Annotated in this window: 27 protein-coding genes and 1 riboswitch; all 27 genes read left to right on the top strand. The window is 46.9% G+C overall.

The window, feature by feature from the left end:
- Positions 1-16 precede the first annotated feature (16 nt).
- On the top strand, positions 17-772 hold the full coding sequence (locus KKC1_RS03190) for a helix-turn-helix domain-containing protein (protein ID WP_192868052.1): 756 nt from the start codon (positions 17-19) through the stop codon (positions 770-772).
- A 73-nt stretch (positions 773-845) separates the two neighbouring features.
- Positions 846-2,171 (top strand): 30S ribosomal protein S12 methylthiotransferase RimO, encoded by a 1,326-nt coding sequence (gene rimO, locus KKC1_RS03185; RefSeq protein ID WP_088553058.1) that lies wholly within the window; start codon positions 846-848, stop codon positions 2,169-2,171.
- Positions 2,168-2,707, top strand: coding sequence for a CDP-diacylglycerol--glycerol-3-phosphate 3-phosphatidyltransferase (pgsA, locus tag KKC1_RS03180; RefSeq protein WP_088553057.1), 540 nt, complete (start codon positions 2,168-2,170; stop codon positions 2,705-2,707). The genes rimO and pgsA overlap by 4 nt, the downstream gene beginning before the upstream one ends.
- A 124-nt stretch (positions 2,708-2,831) precedes the next feature.
- Positions 2,832-3,377 (top strand): hypothetical protein, encoded by a 546-nt coding sequence (locus tag KKC1_RS03175; RefSeq protein WP_088553056.1) that lies wholly within the window; start codon positions 2,832-2,834, stop codon positions 3,375-3,377.
- A gap of 19 nt (positions 3,378-3,396) precedes the next feature.
- Positions 3,397-4,893 carry an AAA family ATPase gene (locus KKC1_RS03170; RefSeq protein WP_088553055.1) on the top strand — a complete coding sequence of 499 codons (1,497 nt, stop codon included), beginning with the start codon at positions 3,397-3,399 and terminating at the stop codon, positions 4,891-4,893.
- A 134-nt stretch (positions 4,894-5,027) separates the two neighbouring features.
- Positions 5,028-5,591, top strand: coding sequence for an RNA 2',3'-cyclic phosphodiesterase (gene thpR, locus KKC1_RS03165; RefSeq protein WP_192868051.1), 564 nt, complete (start codon positions 5,028-5,030; stop codon positions 5,589-5,591).
- 66 nt (positions 5,592-5,657) lie between these two features.
- On the top strand, positions 5,658-6,710 hold the full coding sequence (recA, locus tag KKC1_RS03160) for a recombinase RecA (protein ID WP_088553053.1): 1,053 nt from the start codon (positions 5,658-5,660) through the stop codon (positions 6,708-6,710).
- Positions 6,711-7,077: 367 nt separating this feature from the next.
- Positions 7,078-8,601, top strand: coding sequence for a ribonuclease Y (gene rny, locus KKC1_RS03155; protein ID WP_368731550.1), 1,524 nt, complete (start codon positions 7,078-7,080; stop codon positions 8,599-8,601).
- A 151-nt stretch (positions 8,602-8,752) separates the two neighbouring features.
- Positions 8,753-9,280, top strand: coding sequence for a hypothetical protein (locus KKC1_RS03150; RefSeq protein WP_202819926.1), 528 nt, complete (start codon positions 8,753-8,755; stop codon positions 9,278-9,280).
- Between the two features lie 215 nt (positions 9,281-9,495).
- Complete coding sequence (spoVS, locus tag KKC1_RS03145) at positions 9,496-9,756, top strand: stage V sporulation protein SpoVS (protein ID WP_088553051.1); 261 nt, start codon at positions 9,496-9,498, stop codon at positions 9,754-9,756.
- 72 nt (positions 9,757-9,828) lie between these two features.
- A complete protein-coding gene (locus KKC1_RS03140; protein ID WP_088553050.1) occupies positions 9,829-10,848 on the top strand; it encodes a dipeptidase in 1,020 nt (339 codons plus the stop codon).
- A gap of 16 nt (positions 10,849-10,864) precedes the next feature.
- Positions 10,865-11,683 carry a PHP domain-containing protein gene (locus tag KKC1_RS03135; protein ID WP_088553049.1) on the top strand — a complete coding sequence of 273 codons (819 nt, stop codon included), beginning with the start codon at positions 10,865-10,867 and terminating at the stop codon, positions 11,681-11,683.
- The gene (locus tag KKC1_RS03130; protein WP_088553048.1) at positions 11,684-12,850 is read left to right on the top strand and encodes an LL-diaminopimelate aminotransferase; all 1,167 of its coding nucleotides are present in this window, start codon (positions 11,684-11,686) and stop codon (positions 12,848-12,850) included.
- A gap of 94 nt (positions 12,851-12,944) precedes the next feature.
- Positions 12,945-13,211, top strand: a complete 267-nt coding sequence (locus KKC1_RS03125; RefSeq protein WP_088553047.1) for a translation initiation factor 2 — start codon at positions 12,945-12,947, stop codon at positions 13,209-13,211.
- Between the two features lie 53 nt (positions 13,212-13,264).
- Positions 13,265-13,556, top strand: a riboswitch (cobalamin riboswitch).
- A gap of 94 nt (positions 13,557-13,650) precedes the next feature.
- Positions 13,651-14,211: a bifunctional adenosylcobinamide kinase/adenosylcobinamide-phosphate guanylyltransferase gene (cobU, locus tag KKC1_RS03120; protein ID WP_088553046.1), complete on the top strand. Its 561-nt coding sequence runs from the start codon at positions 13,651-13,653 to the stop codon at positions 14,209-14,211.
- 41 nt (positions 14,212-14,252) lie between these two features.
- Complete coding sequence (gene cbiD, locus KKC1_RS03115) at positions 14,253-15,374, top strand: cobalt-precorrin-5B (C(1))-methyltransferase CbiD (protein WP_088553068.1); 1,122 nt, start codon at positions 14,253-14,255, stop codon at positions 15,372-15,374.
- Positions 15,350-15,976, top strand: coding sequence for a precorrin-6y C5,15-methyltransferase (decarboxylating) subunit CbiE (gene cbiE / locus KKC1_RS03110; protein ID WP_088553045.1), 627 nt, complete (start codon positions 15,350-15,352; stop codon positions 15,974-15,976). The genes cbiD and cbiE overlap by 25 nt, the downstream gene beginning before the upstream one ends.
- Complete coding sequence (gene cbiT / locus KKC1_RS03105) at positions 15,966-16,571, top strand: precorrin-6Y C5,15-methyltransferase (decarboxylating) subunit CbiT (RefSeq protein ID WP_088553044.1); 606 nt, start codon at positions 15,966-15,968, stop codon at positions 16,569-16,571. The genes cbiE and cbiT overlap by 11 nt, the downstream gene beginning before the upstream one ends.
- Positions 16,561-17,274 (top strand): precorrin-2 C(20)-methyltransferase, encoded by a 714-nt coding sequence (gene cobI, locus KKC1_RS03100; RefSeq protein WP_088553043.1) that lies wholly within the window; start codon positions 16,561-16,563, stop codon positions 17,272-17,274. Before cbiT ends, cobI begins: the two co-directional genes overlap by 11 nt.
- Positions 17,271-18,029: a precorrin-4 C(11)-methyltransferase gene (gene cobM, locus KKC1_RS03095; RefSeq protein ID WP_088553042.1), complete on the top strand. Its 759-nt coding sequence runs from the start codon at positions 17,271-17,273 to the stop codon at positions 18,027-18,029. Before cobI ends, cobM begins: the two co-directional genes overlap by 4 nt.
- Positions 18,026-19,096, top strand: a complete 1,071-nt coding sequence (locus KKC1_RS03090; protein ID WP_088553041.1) for a cobalt-precorrin 5A hydrolase — start codon at positions 18,026-18,028, stop codon at positions 19,094-19,096. Before cobM ends, KKC1_RS03090 begins: the two co-directional genes overlap by 4 nt.
- Positions 18,991-19,815, top strand: a complete 825-nt coding sequence (gene cobJ, locus KKC1_RS03085) for a precorrin-3B C(17)-methyltransferase (protein ID WP_088553040.1) — start codon at positions 18,991-18,993, stop codon at positions 19,813-19,815. The genes KKC1_RS03090 and cobJ overlap by 106 nt, the downstream gene beginning before the upstream one ends.
- Positions 19,812-20,594 carry a precorrin-6A reductase gene (gene cobK, locus KKC1_RS03080; protein ID WP_088553039.1) on the top strand — a complete coding sequence of 261 codons (783 nt, stop codon included), beginning with the start codon at positions 19,812-19,814 and terminating at the stop codon, positions 20,592-20,594. Before cobJ ends, cobK begins: the two co-directional genes overlap by 4 nt.
- Positions 20,573-20,941 carry a sirohydrochlorin chelatase gene (locus KKC1_RS03075; protein WP_192868050.1) on the top strand — a complete coding sequence of 123 codons (369 nt, stop codon included), beginning with the start codon at positions 20,573-20,575 and terminating at the stop codon, positions 20,939-20,941. Before cobK ends, KKC1_RS03075 begins: the two co-directional genes overlap by 22 nt.
- Positions 20,941-21,558 (top strand): precorrin-8X methylmutase, encoded by a 618-nt coding sequence (locus tag KKC1_RS03070; RefSeq protein ID WP_088553037.1) that lies wholly within the window; start codon positions 20,941-20,943, stop codon positions 21,556-21,558. The genes KKC1_RS03075 and KKC1_RS03070 overlap by 1 nt, the downstream gene beginning before the upstream one ends.
- Positions 21,559-21,579: 21 nt before the next feature.
- Complete coding sequence (locus KKC1_RS03065; RefSeq protein WP_088553036.1) at positions 21,580-23,118, top strand: cobyric acid synthase; 1,539 nt, start codon at positions 21,580-21,582, stop codon at positions 23,116-23,118.
- Positions 23,108-23,566: cobalamin biosynthesis protein CobD/CbiB (locus KKC1_RS03060; protein ID WP_143288663.1), on the top strand; the 459-nt coding region annotated here is incomplete at its 3' end. The genes KKC1_RS03065 and KKC1_RS03060, both read left to right, overlap by 11 nt.

Below are 23,566 nucleotides of genomic sequence, written 5' to 3'. Positions count from 1 at the left end.
GGTGAGGAGGATTGCGGTGGCTCGGCTCGGGGAGTTGCTCAAAGCGGCGAGGGAAAAGAAAGGCCTGTCCTTACGAGAAGCAGAAGAAGCAACCAAAATCCGCCTACAATATCTGGCTGCCTTGGAAAATGAAGCATACGATCAACTACCCGGTCGGGTCTATGTTATCGGGTTTTTACGCAGTTATGCCCGCTTTTTAGGTTTAGATGCGGATAAGATAGTGCAGGAATTTAAAGACCAGAACCCCGAGCCTTACCAGATGGAAGCGGAATTGCCATCAGAAAAATCGAAGAATTTCCCTTTAATTCCCGCGGCGGTAGGGATAGTCATAGTTCTGGTAATCATTTTTTCGTTGGCAATAGCCCTTAGTCGACCATCATCTCCAGAGAACCCCAATACGACGGTTCAAGATAGGCAATTGGAAGGTAGAGAACAGGTAAGTCGTCCTCAAGAAACGGATGGAGTTTCTTTGCTTCCGCCGCTAGAAGGACGTCAGGAAGAGGCCGGGGAAGAACAGGAAACTGCCAAGGGAGTTAATGTTTCCGTTTTAGTAAAGGAGGATCGTTGTTGGTTAGACGTAAAGATTGACGGCCGGCGGGACTTTCGTGGTATACTGGAAGCGGGCGAAAGTATGGAATTTGAAGGAGAGCAATATATAACTATAGTTTTTGGGAATGCAGGGGTAGTGGAGGTAGTGTATAACGGTGAGAAGTTGGATAAACTGGGAAGGAAAAAGCAACGGGTGGTCAAACATTTCGGTGCGCAGGATTAGAAAGTAACCGCAGATACTGCGGTTTAAATTTTGTCGCTTAACTATCAAGGAGGGGAGCGTTTAAGATATTGAGATGCAGGTAGCGATAGTCACTTTAGGTTGTGCTAAAAACGTGGTTGACAGCGAGGTAATGCAGGGAATAATTGAAGACAAAGGGCATAGTTTGACCGATCCGGAAAATGCGGATTTTATTATTGTAAATACTTGCGGTTTTATTGAAGCGGCCAAAGAAGAATCGATTAACAAGATTTTGGAACTGGTCCGCTTAAAAGAGCAGGATCCGGCGAAAAAAATTATTCTGGCCGGATGTTTGGCGCAAAAGTATAGTGACGAACTTTGGCGGCATATTCCTGAGCTAGACGCAGTTTTAGGTCCCGGTCGAATAGCAGAAGTACTGGAAGTGTTAGAACAGGTGGCTGGGGGCGAGCGAGTCCGCAGGGTAGGTTTCCCAGAAGTATGGTCGGAGAAAAGCTGGAAGCGAAATGTTTTTATGCCGCGCAGTACCGCCTATTTGAAAATTGCCGAAGGATGTAGCAATCATTGTAGCTATTGTGTGATCCCGCAAATGCGGGGGAACTACCGGAGCCGCCCGGTAGAATCAATTCTCGACGAAGCGCGACGATTGGCCGCTAACGGAACCAAGGAGATTGTTTTGATTGCCCAGGATACTACGCGGTATGGAGTGGATCTCTACGGTCGATTCTATTTGGCTGAACTGTTGCGAGAACTGGTGAGGATTCCCGATATCTCGTGGGTAAGACTTCTTTACTGTTACCCAGCTCATTTCACCGACGAACTTATAGCGGTAATGGCAGAAGAGTCTAAAATCTGCAAGTATGTAGATTTACCGTTGCAGCATGCAGATCCGGATATCCTCAGAAAAATGAACCGGAAAGGTTCAGTTGAAGAGATCTACCGGCTAATTCAGAAGCTGCGAACCTATATACCCAATATAACCTTGCGCAGCACCTTTATTGTTGGCTTTCCGGGAGAAACCGAAGCTCAGTTTTCCAGGTTGCTGTCTTTTCTAGAAGAGATGCGTTTCGACTGGGTTGGCGCCTTCACCTACTCTCAGGAGGAAGGCACTCCGGCAGCCAGGATGCGGGGACAAATTCCTGCCCGAATCAAGGATGCCCGTTACCATCGGTTAATGTTACTTCAAAGAGAAATAACCAGGGAGTGCAATTCTCACTGCCTTGGTAAAATTATGTCTGTTCTTATAGAAGGAAAATCAGAAGATGATCCCGAATTGTTTTTCGGCAGAACTGAGCGGCAGGCGCCCGAGGTTGATGGAATAGTTTATGTCCGAAGCCGAGACCTGAAAATAGGTGAATTTTATCCGGTACGGATTACTTCGGTGGTAGATGACTATGACTTATTAGGAGAGATAGTAAAATGAATTTAGCCAATCGATTAACTCTTATCCGTATATTTATGATTCCTCTTTTTATGATATTTTTACTAACTCGCATTCCTTACGGTGAATATATAGCCGCTACCGTTTTTGTTTTAGCGGCTGGAACCGATGGTCTTGATGGATATATAGCCCGTACTAGAAAAGAAGTCACTAAACTCGGAAAACTTATGGATCCGTTGGCGGATAAACTGCTGGTCTCTGCAGCTCTGATTTCATTGGTGGAATTGGATAAAATACCCGCCTGGATAGCCGTTGTTATAATTGGGAGGGAATTCGCAGTTTCTGGTCTGCGAGCCGTTGCCGCCGGAGAAGGAGTAGTAGTAAGCGCGAGCATCTGGGGAAAACTAAAAACCCTTACCCAGATTATTGCCATTGTGGCTATATTGATTCATGATTTTCCCTTTAACCTGATTAATTTCCCCATCGGACAGGTTGCCCTGTATGTGGCGGTTATTTTTACCTTGTTTTCCGGTATCGAATATTTTATACGGGCGCAAAAAATTCTCAGTGTCAAATAAGTAGAAGGAAGCAAAAAACCCCAGTAAAGGCTGGGGTTTTTTGCTTCCATAGATTTCATAAGGCATGTTTCAAGTTGGTATGTTATAATTTAGTTTGACTTGCATTAACAGGGAGTTGATTAGTATGCTCGTACACGGGCTTAAGATACCCGTTATTATTCTGACGGCTATCCTTACTTTCGGACTACTATTGGGAGGACAATGGCTGTATACTCACTACCAGGTGGAACAGCCCCTGGCAGCTCAGCTGGAGAGAGTTAACGGCGTTGACGATTATTATATACAAAAGAAAAACGCGAAGTTGTTAGTATCAGTTAGCCTTGCTCCCGTAAATAACCTCATGCATACTTATCGAGAGATTGAACAAGCGGTCAGAGAAGTTTTCCCAGGTAAGAGCATAGAGTTGATAGTTAAAGACCGAAGAAATAAACTTTTGGAGAGAGCATGGTATGAAAGTCAGTTCGCAGTCCATCAAGCAGTTGCTCAGGGTAGTTATGTAGAGATGGCTCGAGTGATAGAAGAGGTGAGTAATAAATATAACATCGAGCGGTATGCGGTTAATATCGACCAGGATAATATCTACGTGCAGTTTCACAAAGATGAGGTTTATCTCTATGAAATTGTTTCGCGGCGTCGTCCTATACCCGAAAAACTCCTCGGGTACAGGTAAAGTCGAAGGGGGATAGGATATGCTGAAAGAAATTACGATAGGAGTAGTGATTGCCGGACTACTTTTTCTTACTATATCAGGCTATGATGTGGTGCCTTTGCTGGTATTGGGAGGAATAGCTCTGCTCATTTATCTGGTTCTCGGGAAAACTATTTTGAAAGATACTTTTATTACTTCCTACCAGCCTCAACCTGAAATCACCTTTAACGATATAGGCGGCCAAGCTTCGGCCAAACAAGAATTAAAGGAAGCGTTAGACTTTATGATTTACGCCGATAAAATTAAGGAACTGGGAATCCGTCCTTTGAAAGGCATTTTGCTGGCCGGAGCGCCGGGCACGGGGAAAACTCTATTGGCTAAAGCGGCGGCCAATTATACGGATGCCGTATTCTTGGCGGTAAACGGCAGTGAGTTTGTAGAAATTTATGCGGGCGTAGGAGCCATGAGGGTGCGGCAACTTTTCAAGCGGGCAAAAGAATTAGCTAAAAAAGATAAAAAAGACCGAGCCATTATTTTTATCGATGAAATCGAGGTGCTAGGTAATAAAAGAGGGACCCACAGTAGCCACCTGGAATATGATCAGACTTTAAATCAGTTACTGGTGGAAATGGACGGAATAAGAAGCGATGACCAGACCAGAATACTAGTTATTGCCGCTACTAATCGTATCGATATGATAGATCCGGCTTTGTTGCGTCCGGGACGGTTTGACCGGGTGGTACGCGTAGACCTTCCGGACAAAAACGGGCGTCTGGAAATTTTGAAGCTGCATACCCGGAATAAACCTCTATCCAGTGAAGTGGACTTAGTAGATATCGCTAGACAGACTTTTGGTTTTTCGGGAGCACAGTTGGAAAGTGTTGCTAATGAGGCGGCCATCATGGCTATGCGGGAGAAAGTGAATCTAATTTATCCCCGGCATTTTAAGGAAGCCATTGACAAAGTTATGTTGGGGGAGAGACTCAATAAAAAACCTACCCGAGAAGAACTCCGACGAGTGGCCATCCATGAAACTGGTCATGCTATTGTAGGCGAATTGCTGCGGCCGAATTCCGTTTCTCACCTCAGCATCACCTCTCGGGGTAGTGCTCTAGGCTATATGCGGCAATCTTCCCCGGAGGATTTATACCTTTTTACCCGGCAATATTTAGAAGATCAAATCAAAATTTGTTTAGCCGGTGCGGTGGCCGAGGAAATAATTTTAGGAAACCGGAGCACCGGTGCCACCAACGACTTTCAGGAAGCTATACGTTTGGCCAGACAAATTATTAGTTCAGGGTTATCCGAATTAGGAATAGTAAGTATTGAAAATCTTACTCAGAATCAGTTACAGACAACGGTAAACGGAATTATTACCTCGCAGGAAAACCAAGTCCGTTGCATGCTACTGGGCTACAGCAGGTTGATTTGGGAAATTGTTAGCATTTTGGAAAGGGAGGAAAGCCTGTCGGGAGAAGATTTGAGGAAAATGCTACAGCAGACTCAATATTCACCGTCTGTTTCCGGCTTTTTTTAGTAAAAGCTGTCAAGAAAATTAAAGCGGCCAGGGTGGCTGCTTTTTTTGTGTGAATAGTTTCTAATCCCAAGCAGGATTTAAAGGGGAACATCCAGAAACGTTAAGCTGACAAATACTAATGGGAGTTGACTGAGGTGCGATGTTTTATAGCTATTAACTTTAGTCCTGCTATCTGTAGAAAACTTAAGGATTTACAGCATTCTTTACAGATCGCCAGAGCAGACGTAAAATGGGTGGAAGAAAATAATTTTCATTTAACTTTATATTTTTTGGGTGAGGTCGACCAAGAAGAAATCCCGGCCATTCAACAATTACTCCAGGCGACTACCAGAGAAGTTCCTCCCTTCACTGTGGAATTTGATACCTTAGGTACCTTTCCGCCTAGAGGTGTTCCGCGGGTGGTGTGGATCGGGTTAAAGGAATCAACACCTTTGCAGGAGTTATATCGGTCCCTTCTTGGGCGATTGAAGATTTTAGGTTACAAGGAAGAGAAAAAGCCATTTTTTCCTCATGTGACTCTGGGCAGGGTGCGTTCTCCGCGCAATACAGGACACCTGGTTAAGTTATTGAAAACGGTCCGCGGATCTATTCCTGCGGAGGAAGTACGGGAAATTTTTCTCATGGAAAGCACTTTAACTCCGAAAGGTCCTATTTATGAGGTGGTTAGCCGGTTCTCTCTGAAAAAATCCTCTGGTTGAATTGACCAAGTACAAAAAATAAAGTACAATTAAGATATGGCGAACATACGTTTTGGAGGGGAGAAAATGTCTGATAAGCTTCGGGCTTTGGAAATGGCTTTGAATCAAATTGAGAAACAGTTTGGCAAAGGTTCTATTATGAAGTTAGGGGAAGCTTCAGCTAAACTCAATGTAGAAGTAATACCTACAGGTGCTTTACCACTTGACCTTGCCCTGGGGGTAGGGGGGGTTCCCAGAGGAAGAATTGTAGAAATTTACGGTCCAGAATCTTCAGGCAAAACTACAGTGGCTTTACATATTATTGCCGAAGCTCAAAAGAGAGGAGGCTCAGCTGCTTTCATTGATGCTGAGCATGCCTTGGATCCTACCTACGCCCGAAATTTAGGGGTAGATATTGACAATTTATTGGTTTCCCAACCGGATACAGGTGAACAAGCGTTAGAAATAGCGGAACTTCTGGTTCGGAGTGGCGCCATTGATGTAATAGTAATTGATTCCGTAGCGGCACTGGTACCTAGAGCGGAGTTGGAAGGTGATATGGGCGATGCCCACGTTGGGCTTCAGGCAAGACTGATGTCTCAGGCTCTAAGAAAATTAGCTGGAACCATAAATAAATCGCGAACCACGGCAATTTTTATTAACCAACTTCGCGAAAAGGTGGGAATTATGTTTGGTAATCCGGAAACTACCCCAGGCGGTCGTGCACTGAAGTTTTATGCATCTGTACGCATGGAGGTTCGGAGGGTAGAAACTTTAAAGCAGGGGGAAGAAGTCATTGGAAGCCGGACAAGGGTGAAAGTAGTAAAAAACAAAGTAGCCCCACCGTTCAGACAGGCGGATTTTGACATTATGTACGGTAAGGGAATTTCTCGGGAGGGATGCATTTTAGACCTAGCCGTCGAAAAGGGGATTATTCGCAAAAGTGGTGCCTGGTATGCTTATGGAGACTTGCGGTTAGGGCAGGGAAGAGAAAACGTAAAAGACTTTTTGCAGGAGAAACCGGATTTAGCGGCGGAGATAGAAGCTAAAATTAGGGAAAGTGTCAAGCCTTCTGCTAGCGGTAACCGGGAAGAGAAAAGGCAGAATGGAGAGGCAGCACTTCATCGGAAGGAAAGATAGAACAATAACCCTGCATAAGGGCCTTGGATATGGTCTGCTTGACATCTATACCAAAAAATAATACAATACAAGCGGGAAGTTGGATGAGAACTAACTACCATGCTCGGGTTTTCAATAGATAGATTGAAAGGACGCATATTCAAGGCGGCCAAAACTAGATCATTACCTGTGCACAGTTAAGAGGGAGCCTCATCAGCGGGGGGAGTCTTTTAATTTCTCAACTCCGTCAAGCGCACAGGTATTTTGTGAAAAAATCCAACATGGTAGTAGTTCCATCAACCGAGTTTAAACTCGGTTTTATTTTTAGCTCTTACTCTGGAATTAACATTAAGCGAACGGGAGGTGAAATACCATTAGCCTTTTTGATATCGCAATTGCTGCTGTCACCTTACTGGTTGGAGTTGCCGTTGGCTACCTGGTACGAAAAATAGTTGCGGAAGCAAAAATCAAGTCTGCTGAGGAAGCTGCGCAAAAAATAATAGAAACGGCAGAGAAAGAAGCTGAAGCCAAAAAGCGGGAAGCTATATTAGAAGCAAGAGAAGAAGTTCATAAACTCCGGAACGAGGCCGAACGGGAAAATCGAGAAAGACGTACTGAACTTCAAAGACTAGAGCGCAGACTGGTACAAAAAGAAGAAGCATTGGAACGCAAGGCTGATTCCTTAGAGCGTAAGGAGCAAAGTTTGCAACAAAAGAAAGCGGAAGTAGAAAAACTCCAAGCTGAACTGGAGGAGATACGCCAAAAACAACTGGCTGAGTTAGAAAGAATTTCAGACATGACCTCGGAGGAAGCGCGGGAACTTTTGCTGAATGACGTAAGAAAAGAGCTCGAACATGAAGTCGCAGTAATGATTAAAGAAAGTGAGGCACAGGCACGAGAAGAAGCGGAAAAGAGAGCGAAAGAAATAATCACCTTAGCCATTCAGCGGTGTGCGGCTGATCATGTAGCCGAAACCACAGTATCAGTTGTTCCCTTACCTAATGATGAAATGAAAGGACGTATAATAGGGCGTGAGGGACGAAATATCCGGGCGTTAGAAACTTTGACCGGTATAGATTTGATTATTGATGATACCCCGGAAGCTGTAATTCTGTCAGGTTTTGATCCTATCCGCCGAGAAGTAGCACGGATAGCTTTGGAAAAGCTGATTGCTGATGGCCGCATTCACCCAGGTCGCATCGAAGAAATGGTTAAGCAGGCGGAAAGAGAAATTGAACAAAGAATCCGCGAAGAAGGAGAACAGGCTACTTTTGAAACTGGTATCCACGGTTTGCACCCAGAACTAATTAAGCTATTGGGGCGGTTAAAATTCCGAACTAGTTACGGACAAAATGTATTAAAGCACTCGATTGAGGTAGCTAACTTGGCTGGAATTATGGCAGCGGAATTAGATGCCAACGTGCAGTTAGCCAAACGAGCGGGTCTCCTCCATGATATTGGTAAGGCAGTTGACCATGAAGTGGAGGGACCTCATGTAGCGGTGGGAGCCGAATTGGCTAAGAAGTATCGGGAAAGCCGTGAAGTTGTCCATGCTATTGCGGCTCATCACGGGGACATTGAACCTCAAAGTATTGAAGCTGTGTTGATCCAGGCGGCTGATGCGATTTCCGCCGCCCGGCCGGGAGCACGAAGGGAAACTTTAGAGGCTTATATTAAACGTCTGGAAAAATTGGAGGAAATTGCGGACTCTTTTGATGGTGTGGAAAAAGCCTATGCTATTCAGGCTGGTAGAGAAATTAGAATTATGGTAAAACCGGAGCGAATCGATGATGCCATGGCGGCACGGCTTGCCAGGGACATTGTGAAAAAAATTGAGGAGGATCTTGAATATCCTGGTCAAATTAAAGTTGTGGTTATAAGGGAAACACGAGCAATAGAATATGCAAAATAGTTTTTGGTGAGAAAATAACGGTCCCTCTCGGGGACCGTTTCCATTTATAGCAGAAGTTATTAATTAGGATAGTTGTGGAAACGGAAGGATTTTTCTCGCCTTTGCAGAAATACAATTTGTATTGTTCAGCTTTTTTGGGAGAAAGAGGACGGTGGATGATTTGGCTTTAAGGTACAAAAGTGGTGAGGAAGTATCGAATAGTGTAGGACTTCTGATCTCTATCTTGATACGCTATCCGGAAGTAGGAGCGATTAATTTTGATCCTGATAAGGGTGTTTTGAAATTTACATTTATTCTTTCTCAGAACGAACAGGAAAATGTTCTTAAGAGCTTCAGCGAAAGGCTTTACGAAGCTTTGCAAACCTACTTGCTGCTGGAAGGTAAAGAATTTGATGTCATATGGGTGGGTTATGCCGAATATAGCAACATAACCGTCCTGGAAATTCATAGGGACCTGCAATCTCTTTCTCAGGAGGAAATGTCGCTGATAGTTAACTTATTACACGAGGAGTTTCATGAGGACTTACTAGTGGATGACAACGGTCCTCTTTTAGAGGAAGACCTGCTGGTTCATGAGGAGCTTATCCAGGATATGCTGGATGACTTTAAGAGTGCCTTTCCCAAGAAAAGGTTGATGGCCATAAGGGAAGAGGGCCGGGTTCTAGTATTCAATAAATGAAAGACCCTGTGAGGTACCTGGACCTAGTGTCCAAAATAGAGATAGAAGGACAATATTAACCGCTGCCCGGCCGCTTAGGACACTTTTTCACTATAAAATTTTGAGAATGTTTCGGAAAAATTTTTTATTTGCTAAAAGGATTTTTTTACATAAAAGAGAATATATTGAATTTAAAAAGGCCCTTCAAGGAAACGTTTAAGGGAGGTTATTGTTCAATGGAAGTATTGAAAGTGTCAGCAAAGTCAAGTCCTAATGCTGTGGCAGGTGCTTTGGCAGGGGTTCTGAGAGAACGAGGAGGTGCTGAGATACAAGCAATTGGCGCAGGAGCCCTGAATCAAGCAGTTAAGGCAGTTGCAATTGCTCGAGGGTTTGTAGCGCCTAGCGGGATAGACCTAATTTGTATACCCGCTTTCACTGATATTCAAATTGACGGCGAGGAAAGAACAGCTATTAAGTTAATAGTAGAACCCAGATAGTGAAACTTTAACCTGTTTGTTGTAAACAAACAGGTTTTTCTGTGAATAGAAGAATTCTTTGAGGTGGAAGACATGTCAGAGAGTTATGCTCGGAAGGCGCAACGTTTTAGCCGACAATGTTTTCTGGTGGATACCCACTGCGATACTCTAGGGGAGATAATAAAAGGGAAAAGGACCCTGGGAGAAGAAAGCTGTTTGGGACATGTGGATCTTCCCCGCTTGGAAAAGGCCGGGATAGATCTTCAATTTTTTGCCGCCTTTGTAGAGCCTCACTATAAACCCTGGGGCTCTCTTTTTCGTTTAATGCAATTAATTGATGTTTTTCATCGGGAGTTGGAAAAAAACGCTAATAAAATGGGGTTAATCCTTAGCGCTGAGGATATACATGATTTAAAGGACAAAAATAAAATAGGGGCCCTGCTGGCGGTAGAAGGTGGGGAAGCTCTAGGTGGAGAGCTAGGTGTGTTACGTCTTCTCTTCAAGTTGGGAGTTCGAAGCCTGGGACTTACCTGGAACCAACGCAATGAAATCGCCGATGGGATAGGAGAAGGTGGCAGCGCCGGGGGGTTGAGTAGTTTTGGCCGGCAGGTGGTAAAAGAAATGAACAGGTTGGGAATGTTAGTGGACGTGTCTCATCTGGCCATCCGGGGTTTTTGGGACGTGCTTGAGGTAAGCCAGGATCCAGTCATAGCTTCTCATTCCAATTGTTATTCTTTATGCCCCCATCCGCGAAACTTACTCGACGAGCAGATCAAGGGGTTGGCTGAGCACGGGGGAGTTATAAGTATTACTTTTGCTCCCCAGTTTCTTGACCAGAATGAGGCAACGGTCGAGAAAGTTTTGGAACATATTGAATATGCCTGTACTTTGGTCGGTGCGGAACACGTAGGTATTGGCTCGGACTTTGATGGGATAGATAATACTCCAAAAGGATTAGAGGATGTAACAAAGTTATCGCTGGTTATAGAAGGTTTGTTGCGCCGTGGCTTCCATTGGTCGGAGGTGCAGAACATAATGGGTGGAAATGTATTACGTATTCTGCGCCAAGTGTTGCCAAAACGGAATAAGCAGAAAGACCAAGGTATCACTTGAAGAGAGGGATTTATTTATGGGGACGGTAGACCTGCACGTCCATACAACTGCTTCCGACGGTACTATGACTCCTACGGAGGTTGTAGAGGAAGCTTTGAAACTAGGGTTGAGAGGCATAGCGATTACAGATCACGATACGACTGAGGGGATTGAGGAAGCTTGCCAGGCCGCTTCAGGCAAATCTCTGCTGGTCATTCCCGGTGTAGAAATCAGTACGGAATGGCAAGAGCGGGAAGTCCACCTGTTGGGTTACTGGATAGATTTTAAGCAAGAATGGTTTCAGGCCCAACTTCGAGTTATTCGGGAAGGCAGGGAACGACGGATTAAGGCCATGGTCCAAAAGCTAAATTCCTTGGGCTACCCTGTATCTTATAGCCGAGTTGAGGAACTGGCCGGCGAAGGTTCGATAGGCCGACCTCATGTGGCACAGGCATTGGTGGAAAAAGGTTATGTTGCCGATATAGGGGAGGCTTTTGAGATATTCATTGGGAAAGGACGGCCTGCCTACGTTCCGCGGATGAAATTGGAACCGCAGGAGGCAGTAAGACTTATTATCAGAGCCGGTGGCGTACCGGTTTTGGCTCATCCAGGCCTCATAGGCGATGACGCGTTGATTCCTCCCCTGCTGGAGGCAGGCCTCAGAGGTTTGGAAGCATCTTACCCTGAACATTCGCCAGAAACAGAATCCCATTATCGGGAGCTGGCGGCCAAGTACGGATTGATAGCTACAGGGGGATCGGATTTTCACGGGTATTTACGCGGTTGTCATCTGGGAGAAAGTGGTGTACCATATAAGATAATAAAAGTATTGGAAGAACTGAAGGAGATGAGTTAGATGCGGCTTGCCCGACGACTAGAAGGATTAACTTCCGCCATTTTTTCGGAAATGGATGATTGGCGAAGAAGGGTTGCCTCCCAGGGCATTGACGTAATTAACCTGAGCATTGGAAGCCCTGACCAGCCTCCACCCGAGCATATTGTTCGTGTGCTGGCAGAGGAAGTTACGAAACCTGGAAATTTCGGATATGCCCTTACCGACGGGATACAGGAATTCCGACAGGCGGTAAGCCAATGGTATGAACGCCGGTTTGGAGTAGTCGTAGACCCTTCCACGGAGGTATTGGCCCTTATGGGTTCTCAAGACGGGCTGGCTCATATTTATTTTGCCTTTATAGATCCGGGAGATATTGCCTTGATTCCTGACCCCGGCTATCCCGTTTATACCGCGGGTATCCTTTTAGCTGGCGGTACCAAGTATCCCTTGCCCCTGCTGGCGGAAAATAACTTTCTGCCCCGTTTGGATCAAATTCCTCCGGATGTAGCCCGGAAGGCGAAATTGATGATTATTAATTATCCAAATAATCCCGTTGCTGCGGTGGCTGACCTAGAGTTTTTCCAGGAGGTTGTCGATTTTGCTAAAGAGTATGATATTGTCGTATGTCATGATTTAGCTTATTCCGAGTTGGCTTTTGATGGTTACCGGCCGCCCAGCTTCTTACAGGTTCCGGGAGCAAAAGAGGTAGGAGTTGAGTTTCATTCTCTTTCCAAGACCTACAACATGGCTGGATGCCGTATTGGTTTTGTAGCCGGGAACCGGGACGTAATCAAAGCGTTGTCGCTGATTAAGTCCAACATAGACTTTGGGATTTTCAAACCAATTCAGTTAGCAGGCGTATCCGCCTTAACCGGTTCCCAAGAGTGGGTTAAGGGAATGGTAAGCAAATATGCGAAGCGTAGGGACGTTTTAGTGGATGGTCTGCGGGAGATTGGGTGGCAAGTGCCGAAACCTAAGGCCTCTATGTTTGTTTGGGCTCCGTTGCCTCCGGGTTTTACCTCTTCCAGGGAATTTGCCATTGATCTGGTACAGAAGACCGGAGTTGTGGTGGTGCCTGGGATTGCTTTTGGTGAAAGAGGAGAAGGGTATGTAAGAATGGCCCTTGTATGTGAAGAGGATAGACTTCGCGAAGCGGTAGCACGTATTGCCAAAGCCTATAGCTTCTAAACCCTTCATCGAACGTCGGGACAGATTAGAGGACTGAAACAGGTACCCGCTGAATAATCTGTTATTAAGGCAGGTCAATGGCAGGTGAGTAGGGATGGACTGTCCCCGTTGCAAAAGTATGAAGCTAAGATTGCAGGAGCTGGAAGAGAGGGTAAATCATTTACGGGTTAGCAGGAGAGTCTTAATCAATCTGCTGGAAAAGGTAGAAAGAGAAAAAAGCCAACTTAAAGAGAGGTTAGAAAAAGAGAATAGAAGACTGTTGCGAACCAATGTTCGTTACGCCCATTCTTTATGGCAGAAAAACCGCAGGATAAGGGAACTGGAAATGAAACTTGTCGAGAATCAAAATAATCCTGGGTAAAAAAAGCCTTGCCAAAACAGTCGAGCCTCGATTATAATATTGGTAAAATCTGAATAATCGGTTTTTAAACAGGTGCCGGTTGTCGGTTAAAAGGGAATCAGGTGAGAATCCTGAGCGGTCGCGCCACTGTGACCGGGGAACCTCCTTCAAGCTAGCCACTGCCCGGTCCGGCACTCAATGCAGTGCTTACTTAAGAGATGGTTTATAAGTGGCATTTACATTTAATGGATGAATTATGAACAAGTAGGAGAGTAGGTGTTGGATTGAGCGCCGGACAGGGCGGGAAGGCGGAAGGGAAGGTTATGATCCGGAAGCCAGGAAACCTGCCTGTTTAAATGCCTGATACCTTCGCGTGAAAGGTTTAGGGCAGTAGAGAATTCTAATCCCCAGCTTTCTGGCGAAGGCGGGGATTTTTTGTTATCTGAAGGAGTGCTTTATTGTGGTCAGGGGAAAGCTTATTTTCGTTACCGGCGGAGCGCGTAGCGGAAAAAGCTCTTACGCTGAAAGGATGGCGGCCGAATTAGGAGAAAAGGTTGTGTACCTGGCAACTGCTCAGGCAAGGGACGAAGAAATGAAACGACGAATAGCAACCCATAAAGCCAGAAGACCGGCCCACTGGGTCACCATAGAAGAACCCTTAGCGGTGGCCGAAGTAATTCGACAGCAGGGTCCCCGGACTGAAGTGATCTTACTGGATTGCTTGACCGTACTGGTATCTAATCTTCTACTGCAGGAAGAGAACAAATACCAAACAGAAGAAACCGCCGAAGAGAATGAAGTCCGGATCCTAAATACCATAGATGACATGATAACAGCCGCTCGAGAAAGCCCTTGCCATGTCATCGTGGTAAGCAACGAAGTGGGGATGGGAGTGGTGCCGCCTTATCCCATGGGGCGGCTCTACCGGGATTTAATCGGCAAAGCCAACCAAATGGTAGCGGAGGCTGCCGACGAGGTGTTTTTTCTAGTTTCTGGTATCCCTTTAAAAATTAAGGGGTAAGATTGCTGGACAAGTTGTTCAAAGTGAAGGAGAAGAGAAAATTGAGAAGCAAGAAGCGAGAAAAAACCAGGAAAGGGTATAGTACCGGTTCCTGCGCGGCAGCGGCGGCTAAAGCAGCCGTTATGATGCTGTTCGGCCAGGAGAAAGTAGAAAGGGTTAGTATTGATACCCCCGCCGGGATCCGATTAGACCTGCCGGTAGAGGATGTAGAATTTACTCCCCGGTGGTCTCGCTGCTGTGTAGTGAAAGATGCAGGAGATGATCCGGATATAACTAACGGGCTGAGGATCTACGCAACGGCAGAGCCTGCAGCGGAAGGAGTGAAGTTAAAGAGAGGCCGTGGAATAGGAATAGTGAAGAAACCCGGACTGCCGGTACCGGTGGGAGAGCCGGCGATTAACCCGGTTCCACGGGCTATGATTGAAAAGGAAATAACTTCGGTATTGCCTCCCGGACGGGGAGTAGAGGTTACTATTAGCGCTCCGGGCGGGGAGGTAATTGCCCGACGCACGCTCAACCCCCGGTTGGGAATTGAGGGCGGGATATCCATCTTAGGTACGAGCGGGCTGGTAGAGCCCATGTCGGAAGAAGCCTTCAAATACTCACTGGTTGGACAGATCCGGGTAGCAGTAGCACTAGGACTGCGGCGGTTGCTTCTGACTCCCGGCCGACGGGGACAGCAACTGGCCATTGAAAGATATGGGGTGAAGGCAGACGCAGTAGTACAGATGAGCAATTTCGTAGGTTTTATGCTGGAGCAGTGTGTCAAAGAAGGAGTAAAGGAAATTGTTCTTTTCGGCCACGTCGGTAAAATTGGGAAAGTAGCGGCAGGAATCTTCCACACTCATAACCGGGTGGCTGACGGAAGAAAGGAAACCATTGCTGCTTATGCTGCCTTGGAGGGAGCAACGCCAGAGGTTATCAAGAACATTTTACAGGCCAATACCACAGAAACCATAATCGATATACTTAACCACTATAATTTAGAACGGGTTTTTTCCCATCTAGCCGAGGAGGCCAGCCGTCGGGCCCGTCAGTATATTTGGGGGGAATTGGAAGTAGGTACCGTGCTGGTTGACAGGGAAGGCGAGATTCTAGGTTATGATGAGCAGGCCGTTACCATAGGGAGGCGAACGGGTTGGTTTCGAAAATACTGGTCGTAGGGGTTGGGCCGGGTACAGGCGAATACGTAACACCTGCTGCCAGGAAAGCTGTAGAAACGGCGGATGTTTTGGTAGGGGGGAGGCGAGCCCTTGCTCTCTTTAGCTACTTGTCCCGGCCTACCCACCAGATAACAGCTGACTTAAATGAAACGATAGAGTTTATTAAGGCCAATTTTCGTAGCAAGAGGGTAGCAGTTCTAGTTACAGGAGATCCAGGTTGCTTTAGCTTGTTACCTCTTTTGGTTAAACATTTTGGCTCGGAAAACCTGGAAGTTGTGCCGGGCATTAGTTCTATCCAACTGGCGTTCGCCCGGCTGAAGGAGGTTTGGCAGAACGTCACTCTGGTAAGTCTGCATGGAAGAGGTCTGAAAGAATTAGAGACGGTAGAGGATGGATCCAGGCTGGCTATTTTAACCGACCCCCGACATACGCCCGCCGTAATCGGCCGGCACTTAATTTCTCTCGGGCTGGATGACTGCCCGGTGGCCGTTTGTGAAAACTTGGGTCTGCCCGAGGAAAAGATTGTGCAAACCCGGCTTTATTTATTGCCGGAATACCAGGGGGGAGAAAATAGTGTTGTGGTGATCCTTGATGCAGGATAGGCGCCGAAAATGCACTCCGGGTATTAAAGATGAAGAGTTTTGCCGCGGTCAAGTACCTATGACCAAAGAGGAAATCAGGGTGCTATTGCTAAGTAAAGCCTGTTTGGAAGTAGACAATACCATCTACGATGTTGGAGCCGGAACCGGATCAATTGCCGTAGAAGCGGCTCTTCTGGCCCGCCGGGGTAAGATCTTTGCGGTGGAAAAAGAACCAGAGGGCATTAACCTTATTAGAAGAAACGCGGCCCGATTTGGGGTCACCAATTTAGAAGTTGTCGCCGGGGAAGCCCCGGACGTTCTTGAACCTCTGCCCCCTGCTGACCGTATCTTCCTGGGAGGAAGCGGAGGTAATCTGAACAGTATCCTGGAAACATGTGACCGCAAACTCCGGGCGGGAGGAATTATAGTCATCAGCGCTGTCACTTTGAATACTCTCCTCTCGGCTTATCAATTTCTGGATTCCCGAGGCTACCGTAGGCAGATTGTGATGGTGAACGTAGCTCGGCTGGAGCGTCTTGGCGGTACCGAGGCCTTTCGCGGTTTAAACCCTGTTTATATTATCAGCGGTGTGAAGGAGGAAAAAGGTGAAAGGTAAGTTTTTCGGCATAGGAGTGGGACCGGGCGACCCTGAGTTAATCACTCTTAAAGGATATCGATTACTCCGGCACGTTGACGTAGTAATGGTTCCCAAGGCAAGAAAAGATCAAAGCAGCGTGGCGTTGAAGGTAATCGAGCAATACTTGCGGTCAGAGCAAGAAGTAGTAGAGTTAGTTCTGCCCATGACTCGCGATCGGGAAACGCTCGAAACGTACTGGCAAGAAGCGGCGAAAGATATATTGAACTTTTTGCAGCAAGGAAAAAATGTTGCCTTTGTGACTCTTGGCGACCCGGCTACCTATAGTACATACAGTTACGTTATGAAGAAGCTGCAGGAAATCGATCCATCAATAGAAATTGAAACCGTGCCGGGAATTACTTCATATAGCGCGGCGGCAAGCAGGCTGAATCTTCCTCTGGCCGAAGGAGAAGAAAAAATTGCTATTGTTCCCCTTTTACATCACCCGGAGGAACTTGAACTACTTACGGCCCATTTTGAAAACTTAGTATTATTAAAAGTTTCCAGTCATTACCGGGAACTGGTAGACTATCTGGAAAGAAAACATCTCCTGGATAAGGCCGTATTGGTCAGCCGCTGTGGACATCCCGGAGAGCAAATTGAGCGTAATTTGAGAAAGGCACTGGATCGAAAGCCTGATTATCTTTCATTAATACTAATTAAACAGGAGGGGCCAGTATGAAGGTTTATTTTATTGGAGCCGGCCCGGGAGATCCTGAGCTGCTAACGATTAAAGGAAAAAGAATTTTGGAACAAGCCCAGGTGGTAATATATGCCGGGTCCCTTGTTAACAAGGCACTGCTTCAGTATGCTTCACCTGAGGCGGAAGTCTATAACAGCGCAGGAATGCACCTGGATGAAATGGTAGAGGTTATGGTCCGAGCGGTCAGGGATGGTAAGATGGTGGCTCGTTTGCATACCGGTGATCCTAGCCTTTACGGCGCCATTCAAGAGCAGATGGCCGCTTTGGAGGAACACAATATACCATATGAGGTAGTACCTGGCGTTAGCTCCTTTCTGGCGGCAGCAGCTTCTCTGCGGCTGGAATTCACTCAACCGGGCGGTACGCAGACAGTAATCATTTCAAGGCTCTCAGGAAGGACCCCAGTCCCGGAGAAGGAGAGGTTGGGGGACTTGGCCCGGCATAAGGCCAGTCTGTGTTTGTTTCTCAGCGTCCATAAGATAGAGGAAGTGGTATCGCAGCTACGAGAAGGATACCCGGCAGATACTCCGGTGGCGGTTGTTTACAAGGCATCTTGGCCGGAAGAGGTAGTTATTCGAGGGACATTAGAAACCATAGCAGAGCTGGTGAAAGAAAAAGGTATTGAGCGGACCGCTCTGGTTATTGTGGGAGAATGTCTGGCCCCTAAAGGAGAAAGATCAAGACTTTATGATCCTGCATTCAGTCATGGGTACCGGAGGGGCAGTAGCGGATGAAAGTGGCAATTATTGCCGTTACAGAAGAAGGCGCCAGGCTGGGAGAAAAACTCAGAAGTGGTCTACCAGGAGAAAGGGTATTATATTTGAGCTCTAAAATTAATAATGCGGAAATAGCAGCAGAAGTTTTTAACCTTCCGCTTTCCCACCTGGTAGGGAAACTAATAAAAAATTTTGACGGAATAGTTTTTATAATGGCCCTGGGAATTGCCGTCCGGGTGATAGCACCGTATATTCAAAGCAAAATACAGGATCCGGCGATAGTAGTGGTAGATGAAAAGGGCCGGTATGCCATTAGTACCCTGGGAGGACACTGGGCGGGGGCCAATGAACTGACCCGGCAAGTGGCTGATATTTTGGGGGCCAAACCGGTTATTACTACGGCCACTGATATACAGGGATTACCGGCAATTGATGTAATAGCGCGGCGCCTCCACAGTATACCTGAGCCGTTTCATGCTGTAAAAGATGTTAACATGGCCTTGTTGCGGCAGGAAAAAGTAGAAATTTTCAGTGAAATTCCTCGCGAAGAAATAAAGGCACAGTGGACTGACCCTAAAGGACAGTTAATATGGAAGGATATTGGAGATTATACCGGGGCTTCCAAACATATCGCGGTAGTTCTGTCCAGCCGGTTATTTCCCCAGGAAATGAAACCGACCCTGTTTCTCCGGCCGCGGAATCTGGTAGTAGGTTTAGGCTGCCGGCGGGGAGTAACCGTAGATGAAATAAAAACGGCAGTGGAGGAAACTTTTCGCCAGGAACGACTTAGCACGCTGAGCATAGCCGCATTTTCGACTATTGACCGCAAAAAGGACGAGTCGGCCTTGCTCCAGTTGGCTAAAGCTTGGGAAATATCAGTGCGGTTTTGGTCGCCAGCCGAACTGGCACGCGTTATAGAGGAATTTCCGGAATTAAACTGGTCACCACGGGTGAAAGAAAAGGTAGGGGTGGGAGGAATATGCGAACCGGCAGCTATCCTGGGCAGCGGGAGAGGAAGTCTTGTGGTGAGGAAAAGAAAGTACCAAAGGGTAACCCTAGCGGTCGCCCGGGCAAGATCTTTGTAGTTGGCATTGGCCCGGGTTTACCGGAACATATGACCTTCAGGGCTCGAGAAGCAATTGAGCAGGCAGAAGTGATAGCCGGTTACAAAACTTACATTGAATTAATAAGACCCATGATTGAAAAAAAGAGATTGATCTCTACGGGGATGACCCGGGAAATAGAGCGTTGCCGAGAAGCGGCACTGGCTGCGTCAGAAGGTCATCGGGTGGCCCTTATAAGCAGCGGCGATGCCGGTATATATGGTATGGCCGGCCTGATGTTGGAGGTTCTGGAGGATATGAGAAAACTGGATGAAGTCGAAATTGAGGTGATTCCGGGTGTTACTGCAGCCAGCGGTGCGGCCGCCCTCTTGGGAGCTCCCTTGATGCACGATTTCTGCGCCATCAGCCTCAGTGATCTACTCACTCCATTGGATACTATTTTGCGTCGGGTGGAAGCCGCAGCCTCAGCCGACTTTGTAATCGTCCTGTACAACCCAAAGAGCAAAAAAAGGACCAAGCCCATTGAAGCGGCCCAGGAAATTTTACTCCGCTACCGGGGCCCTGATACTCCAGTGGGAATAGTGCGAAGTGCCCTGCGTGCGGGACAGAAGGTTGTTCTGAGCCGGCTGAAAAACCTCCTTGAACATCCCATCGATATGCAGTCTGTAGTTATAATCGGAAATAGCCAGACTCGTCAGGTAGGTTCGTTCCTGATTACTCCTCGGGGGTATCAATTATGATTCTACTGCTGGCAGGCACCAGGGATAGCCGGCAAGTTCTAGAACAACTTTGCGTTAATGGATATCCGGTATGGGTGTCGGTAACGACGCCATATGCAGCGCAACTGGCTTTTACATCGGGGGCTAAACACGTTTTCATCGGGGAATTTTCTGAGGCCAGCTTAATTGAGTTTATTAAGGAAAAAAATATTCAGGTTGTAGTGGATGCCACCCATCCCTTTGCAGCTACCATATCGACTGTTGCGCAACAGGCGTGTGCCCGTACCGAAATTCCGTACCTTAGGTATCAAAGAAGCGTTATTTCTCTGCCCTCTCATCCTTTGATACACCGGGTGCAAAATATTGAGGAAGCCGCCAGAAAAGCAGGGGTTTTGGGCGAAACTATTTTTCTGACCATAGGCAGCAACCACCTGGAAGACTTTTTGAAACAACCAAGTGTGGCCGGAAAGAACATTATAGCCAGGGTTCTTCCAGAGGAGGGAGTGATCCAGAAATGTCGCAGCTTAGGACTTGCTCCCAGGCAAATTGTGGCTGCCCAAGGCCCTTTTTCTCGAGAGTTCAACCGGACCATGTTTTCCCATTACGGGGCGGAGGTGGTGGTAACCAAAAACAGCGGTAAACACGGCGGTACGGAAGAAAAAATTGAGGCGGCTTTAAACCTTGGACTTCCCATAGTAGTAATTGAACCTCCGTTCAAGGGAGGCTTAGAAATCAACAATTTTGAGGACTTGTGTCAAGTTCTAAGGAGGCGGGAGATTTGGCCAAAACAGCAATTGTAATCTTAGGGCACGGGAGTAGAGCGGCGGAAGCCAATCAGGGCTTATATGAGATAGCAGATATAGTACGCAACAGGTGCGGCCTGCCGGTAGAAGCAGCTTTTATGTCCCACGGGAAGCCAGATTTGACAACGGCGATCGACCGCGTAATTGTATCCGGAGCAGAGAAGGTAGTTGTCGTTCCTTTGTTCCTTTTCTCGGGAATTCACGTAAAGAAAGATATACCGGAGGTACTGAAAAAAGAACAGGAAAGGCTGGGAAATAAGGCCAGGTTAATCTATGCCCAAAGCTTGGGAGCAGACCCCCGTATTGCGGAAATTGTTATTGACCGTATCAAGGAGGTTTCTTAATGGAATTCTTACAAGATCCTAGAGTGATTGAGAATAAAAGTATGGAGATAATAGAAGAATTGTTAGCCGGTCTACCCATAAGAGGACCGGAAAAAGAAATCGTTAAACGAATTATCCATACTACCGGAGACCCTGAAGTTGCCAAACTGGTGGAAATCAAAAGGGGCGCGGTTGAGGTCGGTCTGGAGCTTCTTCGTGGGGGAGCCAGCATTGTAACCGACGTTCATATGGTCAAGGTCGGTATTAATAAGAAAAAAACCAGGAAACTAGGCGTTGAAATATATTGTGCTATAGCCGACCGGGAAGTAGCAGAAGAGGCCAGTCGCCGCCGTATCAGCCGAGCCATGGTAGCTATGGAAAGATTGTCCTCTAAAATACACGGAAACATATTAGCGGTTGGGAACTCCCCAACTGCGCTGTTTAAGGCTTTGGAGATGATTGAGCAGGGCGAGGTTAAGCCGGGACTGATTGTGGGAACCCCGGTAGGATTTGTGGGGGCCAAAGAAGCTAAAGAAATGCTGCGAGACGGAGAGATCCCCTACATAACGGTTCATGGAACAAGAGGAGGAAGTCCTCTTGCGGTCGCTATTATTAACGCTCTACTGAATATGGTTTGAGCTCGGGGAGAGGGATGGTGTATGGCGAAGACTATAATGCTTCAGGGAACCAGTTCCAATGTCGGGAAAAGTGTTCTGGCGACTGGATTATGCCGTATTTTGTACCGGAGAGGTCTTAAAGTGGTTCCTTTCAAAGCCCAGAATATGGCTTTGAACTCATTTGTAACCCGCCAGGGTGGAGAAATGGGACGGGCGCAGGTAGTTCAGGCGGAGGCAGCCGGTCTGGAGCCCCAGGTAGAAATGAACCCCATCTTGCTAAAACCAACAGGCAACGCTAGTTCCCAAGTTATTCTTTTAGGTAAACCTATCGGCAATATGTCTGCCAAGGAATACCATCTAGATTTTAATTTGCGGGCTCTGGAAGTCATTGAGAACTGTCTTCGCCAGTTTCATCGTGACTACGACGTGATAGTTATTGAAGGAGCCGGGAGTCCGGCAGAAGTTAATCTGAAACACCGCGACATTGCCAATATGAGGATAGCTAAGCTGGCGCGGGCCCCGGTCGTACTGGTGGCCGATATAGACCGGGGAGGTGCTTTGGCCTCGGTAGTTGGTACCCTGGAACTGCTGGAACCGGAAGAAAGAGAATTGGTGGCCGGTATCATTATTAATAAATTCCGGGGAGACCTGGATTTGTTACGTCCGGCCCTGGACTTCTTGGAAAAGAAAACAGGTAAAAAAGTTTTTGGAGTTGTCCCATATTTTCGAGATTTTCATATACCGGAAGAGGACTCTGTAGTCTTGGAGGAAGAATTAGCTGTGATAGAAGGAAAAAAAGAATTGGATATTGCCGTTTTGCGCGTGCCGCGTATTTCCAATTTTACTGATTTTGATCCCTTGGCTCAAGAAGAGGACGTGACTTTACGATATGTATTTGAACCACGGAATTTAGGCGAACCAGACCTAATCATCCTACCGGGAAGCAAAAATACCATTGAAGATATGATATTTCTCTGGGAAAGCGGTCTTGCTTCAGCCGTTAGGAAGCTGGCAAAGCAAGGAGTTCCGGTCATAGGTATCTGCGGAGGATACCAGATGCTCGGCCGCAAATTGATAGATCCTGATAATCACGACTCTTTTGTGGAAGAAGTGGAAGGGCTAGGATTACTGGATACGGTAACTGTTTTTGAGGCAGACAAGATAACCCGGCAGGTAGAAGCAGAAGCTGTCGGTAATTTATTCTTGGGGGAAAGGGCCCAAGGCCATCGTATCACCGGTTATGAAATTCATATGGGCCGTACCCGGCTCGAAGCTGATCTGATGCCTGCCTTTCGCATTACCCGTCGAGGCCAGGAAGAGGTAGATTTGCCCGACGGTGCAGTAAGGTCCGATGGCAGGGTCTGGGGTACTTATATTCATGGTCTCTTCGATAACGATGTTTTTCGCCGCACCTTTCTCGATGTATTGAGAGAAAATAAAGGGCTCCAAAAAGGGGCAGGTACAAATTTTTCTGCTTATGACCTTCGCCAACAGGCCTACGAGCAACTGGCTGATCTCCTGGAGAAAAGCCTTGACCTGGATAAGCTTTTAGAAACTATGGGGATTAACTATGGAACCTAAAACCTTGGTTTTGTTACTGGCCTTCATCTTGGACCAGCTAATTGGTGATCCCGGCTGGTTACCTCATCCCACGCGCTGGATAGGCCAGACCATTTCTTTTCTGGAGCGGTTATTGCGACCTTTAGCCAATACCGCTAGGACACAACGGTTACTCGGTGGCCTATTAGTCATCCTTGTGGTAGGAGGAAGTTATTTGCTAACGCAGGTAATCCTGCAAGGCGCCTACAGTATAGGTTGGGGAATGGGACTGGCGGCAAGTGTCTGGTTGACGTCTAGTACGCTTGCTACCAAGGAACTGGGTAGGGCTGCTAAGGAAATATATTACCTTTTGCAGGCTGGTGAATTGGATTACGCACGCCGTAAATTGAGTTGGATAGTGGGCAGGGACACGGATAATCTGTCCCGTGAGGAAATAGTAAGGGCAACGGTAGAGACGGTGGCGGAGAAT

The organism is Calderihabitans maritimus (assembly GCF_002207765.1).
Taxonomy (GTDB): Bacteria; Bacillota; KKC1; order Calderihabitantales; family Calderihabitantaceae; genus Calderihabitans; species Calderihabitans maritimus.
Note: the sequence above shows the minus strand (reverse complement) of the source record. Positions and strands in the feature narration are given on the sequence as shown.